The organism is Dietzia maris (genome assembly GCF_014144855.1).
Taxonomy (GTDB): Bacteria; Actinomycetota; Actinomycetes; order Mycobacteriales; family Mycobacteriaceae; genus Dietzia; species Dietzia kunjamensis.
In genome coordinates, this window is sequence record NZ_JAALDN010000253.1 from 1 (window position 1) to 6108 (window position 6108).

At 71.3% G+C, this 6108-nt stretch carries 4 protein-coding genes; all 4 read right to left on the reverse strand.

The genetic code is table 11. The features are described from left to right. Positions 1 to 21 precede the first annotated feature (21 nt). On the reverse strand, positions 22 to 1482 hold the full coding sequence (locus tag G6024_RS08950; protein WP_159148520.1) for a DNA polymerase IV: 1461 nt from the start codon (positions 1480 to 1482) through the stop codon (positions 22 to 24). A gap of 13 nt (positions 1483 to 1495) precedes the next feature. Then, entirely contained in the window at positions 1496 to 4705 is a 3210-nt protein-coding gene (gene ileS, locus G6024_RS08955) for an isoleucine--tRNA ligase (protein ID WP_182640353.1), read from the reverse strand. Between the two features lie 284 nt (positions 4706 to 4989). Beyond that, a complete protein-coding gene (locus G6024_RS08960) occupies positions 4990 to 5202 on the reverse strand; it encodes a hypothetical protein (RefSeq protein ID WP_159148521.1) in 213 nt (70 codons plus the stop codon). 162 nt (positions 5203 to 5364) lie between these two features. After that, positions 5365 to 6108, reverse strand: a 744-nt coding sequence (locus G6024_RS08965; protein WP_159148522.1) for a DivIVA domain-containing protein, incomplete at its 5' end; no start/stop codon positions are given.

Genomic DNA, 6108 nt, shown 5'->3' on the forward strand with positions numbered 1-6108 from the left:
GGGCGGCGCGGGGCCGCCGGGTCACCACCCCAGGGAGTCCAGCGGGTCCGCGGGCTCGAGGTCCGGATCGTCCTCGGCGAATGTGCGCATCCGACCGGGGCCCGTCGCCGCCGTCTCGAACCGGACCGACACCCGGCCGTGGCCCGATCCCTGCACCCAGCCGTGCCCGAATTCCGGGTGTCGCACGTCCGCGCCCGTCTCGAAACGCCGGTGCCCGGCCTGCCGCCACGCCCCGATCGCCGGGAGTTCCCCTGCCCCCCGTCCGTCGGCCGCCCCCTCGTCCGCGGGTCCGGTCCCGTCGTCGGCCGGTTCGGACTCGTCGGTGGCGACGGTGGTGCCCACTCCGACGATGTCGGGCAGGTCCTCGTCGTCGTCGTCGTCGTGTCCCGATCGGTCCACGGGAACGAACTCCTGCTCGAACAGCGCGTCCTGGTAGTGATCGGTGAGGCCGGACACCCCCACGCCCAGCAGTCGGATCGCCCCGAAGTCGACCGGGTCCGGGGCGAGCGAGCGCGCCACCCCGATGATCGTCTCCAGCGACGTGGTGCCCACCGGCAACGTGTACGAGCGGGTGATCGAGGTGAAGTCCGAGCGCTTGACCTTGACCGTCACCGTCCGCGCCGCACGGCCGTCGGAGAGCAGCCTGCGGTGCGCCGCCTCGGCCGCCCGGCGCACCGCCGCCGCGACCTGACCCGACGTCGTGAGATCGGCGGCGAACGTGCTCTCGGCGCTGATCTGCTTGGCCTCGGCCCGCTCGTGCACCGGCCGGTCGTCGTAGCCCCGCGCGATCCGGGCGATCGCCGGGCCGACCGTCTTGCCGAGCGCGTGGGCCACGTCGTCGTCGTCCATCGCCGCGAGGTCGCCGATGGTCGCCACCCCGAACTGCGCCAGCCGCTCCCCCGCCACCGGACCCACTCCCCACAGGCTCCGCACCGGAAGCGGGAACATCACCTCGGCGTGGTCGCGGCGCGGCACCACCACCACACCGTCCGGCTTGGCCAGCTCCGAGGCGATCTTGGCGTACTGCTTGCCCGCGCCCGCCCCCACCGACGCCGGGAGCCCGGTCGCCGCACGGATGGCGGCACGCAACTCCTGCGCCCACTGTCGGGTGCGGTCGGCGTCGGCGCCCCGCAGCTCCGGCGGCTCGAGGAAGGCCTCGTCCACGGAGATCTGCTCCACGACCGGCGCGTGCTCGGCGAACACCTCGAACACCCGGCGGCTCAGAACCCGGTAGACCGGCATCCGCGGCGAGACGAACACCGCGCCCGGCCCCACCAGTCGACGCGCCTGGTGTGAGGGCATGGCCGAGCGGGCACCCTTGGCTCGCGCCTCGTAGGAACACCCCGCCACCACACCGCGGCCGCCCTGACCGCCCACGAGCACCGGCCGACCCCGCAGGGTCGGCCGGGTCAGCTGCTCGCAGGACGCGAAGAACGCGTCCATGTCCACGTGCAGGACCCAGCGATCCTGCCCGCCACCCATGACGAGCCGCCGGTCAGACCCGAGCCAGCGTCATCCGGACGCCCTCGGCGAGCTCGACCGGGTCCCCGTCTGCCTGATCCAGTGCGTCGACCACGGCGAAGTCGGTGGCCAGCACCTCGCCGGCGACGAGCTGCGCGTGACGGTCCGCCCACTCACGGCGGGCGGCCGGCACCTCCATGCGCACCCGGATGCGGTCGGAGATGTCGAAACCGGCACCGCGGCGGGCCTCCTGGATCTCGCGGATCCGGTCCTTGGCCCAGCCCTCGGCCTCGAGCTCCTCGGTGACCGTCAGGTCCAGCACGACCAGGCCGGCACCGCCGCGCAGCGCCGCCGTGGACTCGGGATCGGCGGCCACGAGCCGGTGCTCGTACTCGCCCTCCTGCAGCTCGACGCCGCCGGCGACCACGACGCCGTCGGTCTCGGTCCAGTCACCGGACTTGGCGGCCTTGATGCAGGCCTGGACCTGCTTGCCCAGCCGCGGGCCGGCAGCGCGCGCGTTGACCGCCAGTTCCATCCGCCCGTGAGTGGCCACGTCGCTGGTGAGGCGCACCTCGCGGACGTTGACCTCGTCGGCGATGAGACCGGTGAACGGCTGGAGCCGCTCTGCGTCGGGCATGGCCACCGTGAGCGAGCTGAGCGGCAGGCGCACCCGCAGGTGCTTGGCCTTGCGGATCGAGGACACGGTGGAGCACACGTCGCGCACGGCCTCCATCGCCTCGACCAGGTCGGCATCGTGCGGCAGCTCATCGGCGGCCGGCCAGTCCACCAGGTGCACCGACTCCTCACCGGTGAGCCCGGTCCACACGACCTCGCTCATCAGCGGCAGCAGCGGCGCGGCGAGGCGCATGGTGGTCTCGAGGACCGTGTAGAGGGTGTCGAAGGCGTCGCGGGAATCCTGGCCGCTGTCCTCGCCGGCCCAGAACCGGGAGCGCGACCGGCGGACGTACCAGTTGGTCAGGGCGTCGGCGAACATGCGCAGCTCGTCGCAGGCCGCGGCGATGTCGGTGGCGTCCAGCGCCTCGGTCATGGCGTCGCGCGTGGACGCCAGGCGGGACAGGATGTAGCGGTCCAGCACGTGCTCCGAGTCCGTACGCCAGGTGGCCCGGCGGGAGGCGTACAGCTGGAAGAAGCTGTAGGAGTTCCACAGCGGCAGCATGGCCTGGCGGACGCCCTCGCGGATGCCCTGCTCGGTCACCACGAGGTTGCCGCCCCGCAGGATCGGCGAGCTCATGAGGAACCAGCGCATGGCGTCCGAGCCGTCGCGGGAGAACACCTCGTTGACGTCCGGGTAGTTGCCCTTGGACTTGCTCATCTTGAGACCGTCGTTGCCCAGGACGATCCCGTGGGCGGCGACATGGGTGAACGCGGGACGGTCGAACAGCGCGGTGGCCAGCACGTGCAGGGTGTAGAACCAGCCGCGGGTCTGCCCGTTGTACTCGACGATGAAGTCACCCGGGTTGTGGGTCTCGAACCACTCCTTGTTCTCGAAGGGGTAGTGGACCTGGGCGAACGGCATCGACCCGGACTCGAACCAGCAGTCGAACACGTCCGGGATGCGGCGCATGGTCGACTTGCCGGTCGGGTCGTCCGGGTTGGGCCGGGTCAGCTCGTCGATGTACGGGCGGTGCAGGTCGGTGGGCCGGACGCCGAAGTCGGCTTCCAACTCGTCGAGGGACCCGTAGACGTCGACCCGCGGGTAGGCGGGGTCGTCGGACTCCCACACCGGGATCGGGGCGCCCCAGTAGCGGTTGCGGTTGATGTTCCAGTCGCGGGCGCCCTCGAGCCACTTGCCGAACTGGCCGTCGCGCACGTGCTCCGGCATCCAGGTGATGTGCTCGCGGTTGAGCTCCACCATGCGGTCCCGGAACGCGGTGACCTTGACGAACCACGCGGGCAACGCCATGTAGATGAGCGGCTGGCCGGAGCGCCAGGAGTGCGGGTAGGAGTGCTCAATGGTCTCGTGGCGGATCAGACGGCCATCGGCCCGCAGATCGCGGGAGATGGGCGCGTTGGCGTCGAAGACGAGCTGCCCGGCGTACGGCGGCACCTCGGCGGTGAACTTGCCGTCCGGGCCCACCGGGATGACGAGCTCGATCCCGGCGGCGTCGCAGGCGTCCTTGTCCTCCTCACCGAAGGCGGGCGCGAGGTGGACGACGCCGGTACCGGACTCGGTGGTGACATAGTCGGCCGAGAGCACGACGTGCGCACCCGCGTGACCGGCGAAGAAGTCGAACGGCGGGGTGTACCGCAGGCCCACCAGCTCGGAGCCCTTGACGGTCGTCACGACCTCCGCGTCCTCACCGAACTCGGCGGCGTAGACGCCGCGGCGTGCCTCGGCGAGGACGAAGCTCCGCCCGGCGAACTCACCGGAGTCGACCCGGACCACCGAGTAGTCGATCTCGGGGTGGACGGCGGCGGCGAGGTTGGAGGGCAGGGTCCACGGCGTGGTGGTCCACACCAGTGCCTCGGCGCCGTGGAACGGGCTGTCCTGAGGGGCCTCCAGGGGCAGCCCGACGGTGACGGCCGGGTCCTGACGCATCTTGTAGGCGTCGTCCAGGCGGGTCTCCTGGTTGGACAGTGGCGTCTGCTCGTACCAGGAGTACGGCAGCACGCGGAAACCCTTGTAGATCAGGCCCTTGTCGTAGAGCCGCTTGAAGGCCCACAGCACGGACTCGGTGAAGTCGATGTCGAGGGTCTTGTAGTCGTTGTCGAAGTCCACCCAGCGGGCCTGGCGGTGGACGTACTTCTCCCACTCGTCGGTGTACTGCAGCACCGACATCTCGCAGGCGTTGTTGAACTCGGCCAGGCCCATGTCGAGGATCTGGGACTTCTCGGTGATGCCGAGCTGCTTCTCGGCCTCGAGCTCGGCGGGCAGGCCGTGGCAGTCCCAGCCGAACCGGCGCTCGACCCTGTACCCACGCATGGTGCGATAGCGCGGGACGACATCCTTGACGTACCCGGTGAGCAGGTGACCGTAGTGGGGCAGGCCGTTGGCGAACGGGGGCCCGTCGTAGAAGACGTACTCCTGCGCGCCCGCACGGTTACGGATGGACTCGCGGAACGTGTCGCGCTCGTCCCACCGCTGCAGGACCGTCTCCTCGAGGGCGGGGAACGACGGCGTCTGGGACGTGGCGCCCCCGGCGAGGTCGAGCACGGGGTACGCGCTGCCGGTGGCAGCGGGCTCGCCGTCGGCGGGTTCGGTCGCTACGGGTTCGGTGCTCATGTGGGCGGACTCCTCGCGTACGGGGCCCGCACGAGTTCGCATCCGTGGGGCCGTCAGGCCTGCGCTCGGGGACGAACCGGATCGCGTCTGGCGCGTTCCGTCCGCGGTACCACCCCGTTTGGCGACGACGTGCGACGCCCACTCGTGGGTCGGGCTGTGACGGGCTCCCCCGTTCGGTTCTACTGAGCGGTCCCCGCCGTGCGGGGTCCCACCGTTCTTCCGAGCACTCCCCGGTGATGGCCGGATCTCCGCGCGTCCGGCTCACGACCGAACAGGCTCCGATATTACCCGTCGGTGCGGGCGTCCGCCTCTTCCGAGGTCATCCGCGGCTCGCGGTCGCGCTCGGCGCGCCCACGGACCAGGTCGGCCAGCAGCAGGATGAGCCCCAGGGCTCCGACGACGATACACGCCCACGCCCACCCGATCTGACCTGTCGCGACGGCCGCCACGAGGAAGGCGAAACCGAGGACCGTCAGTCCGAGCGCGGCGACGAGCATCCGTGCCTCCTGGTGGGCGAATCCTGGTGTTGGGCGAATTCTGGGAGCTGTGCGATGGGAAAGGGGGTCGCACCGTCGGTGGCCCCGTCCCCCACCCCGAATATACGTCGGTCCCCGCACCCTTGGGCAGGGGCGGGGACCGCATCGGTCACGCGGAGTGGATCACTCGGCGCGGTGACCGCCGTCCTTCTTTGCCGACTGGTCGGACGAGCCGGGAGCGCCGGCACTGCCGGTACCCTCGCCGGCCGCGGACGAGGCCGCCGGGCCGCCCGGGGTGGACGAGGCCGCAGTGGCGGCCGGGGCGGCCGGGGCGGCCGATCCGGTCTTGCCGAGCTCCGAGAGCTGGTTCTCCAGGTAGCTGGTGAGGCGGCTGCGGTAGTCCTTCTCGAACGTCCGCAGCTGGTCGATCCGGCTCTCGAGCACGCCACGCTGCTGGTTGATGGTGGCCATGATCTCGGTGTGCTTGCGCTCGGCGTCGGCCTGCAGGGCATCGGCCTTCGCCTGCGCCTCCTTGACCTGCTGCTCGGACCGGGCCTGGGCGTCCTTGACGATGCCGTCGGACTTGCTCTTGGCCTCTGTGAGGATCTTGTCGGCCTCCTTGCGGGCGTCGCCGACCATCTTCTCGGACTGGGACTTGGCGTCGCCGACCAGGCGATCGGACTGGGACTTGGCGTCGCCCACCAGCCGGTCGGACTCGCTGCGGGCCTTGGCCATGAGTCCGTCGGACTCCTTCTTGGCCTCGCCGGTGAGCCGATCGGCCATCTCCTGGGCCATGGCCAGGACGCGGGCGGCGCGCAGGTGGGTCTCGTTGTTGGCGGCGCCGTCGTCCTCGCTCTTGCCCAGCGACGGGGTCGCGGCGGCCGGAGTCGGGGTGGTCGGCGCGGCGGCCGCAGCAGGTGCGGGCGC

What these genes read in the sequence shown, in the direction of transcription:
- ileS (WP_182640353.1), bottom strand. Translation starts at nt 4,705, where the DNA reads ATGAGCACCGAACCCGTAGCGACCGAACCCGCCGACGGCGAGCCCGCT.
- G6024_RS08950 (WP_159148520.1), bottom strand. Translation starts at nt 1,482, where the DNA reads ATGGGTGGCGGGCAGGATCGCTGGGTCCTGCACGTGGACATGGACGCG.
- G6024_RS08960 (WP_159148521.1), bottom strand. Translation starts at nt 5,202, where the DNA reads ATGCTCGTCGCCGCGCTCGGACTGACGGTCCTCGGTTTCGCCTTCCTC.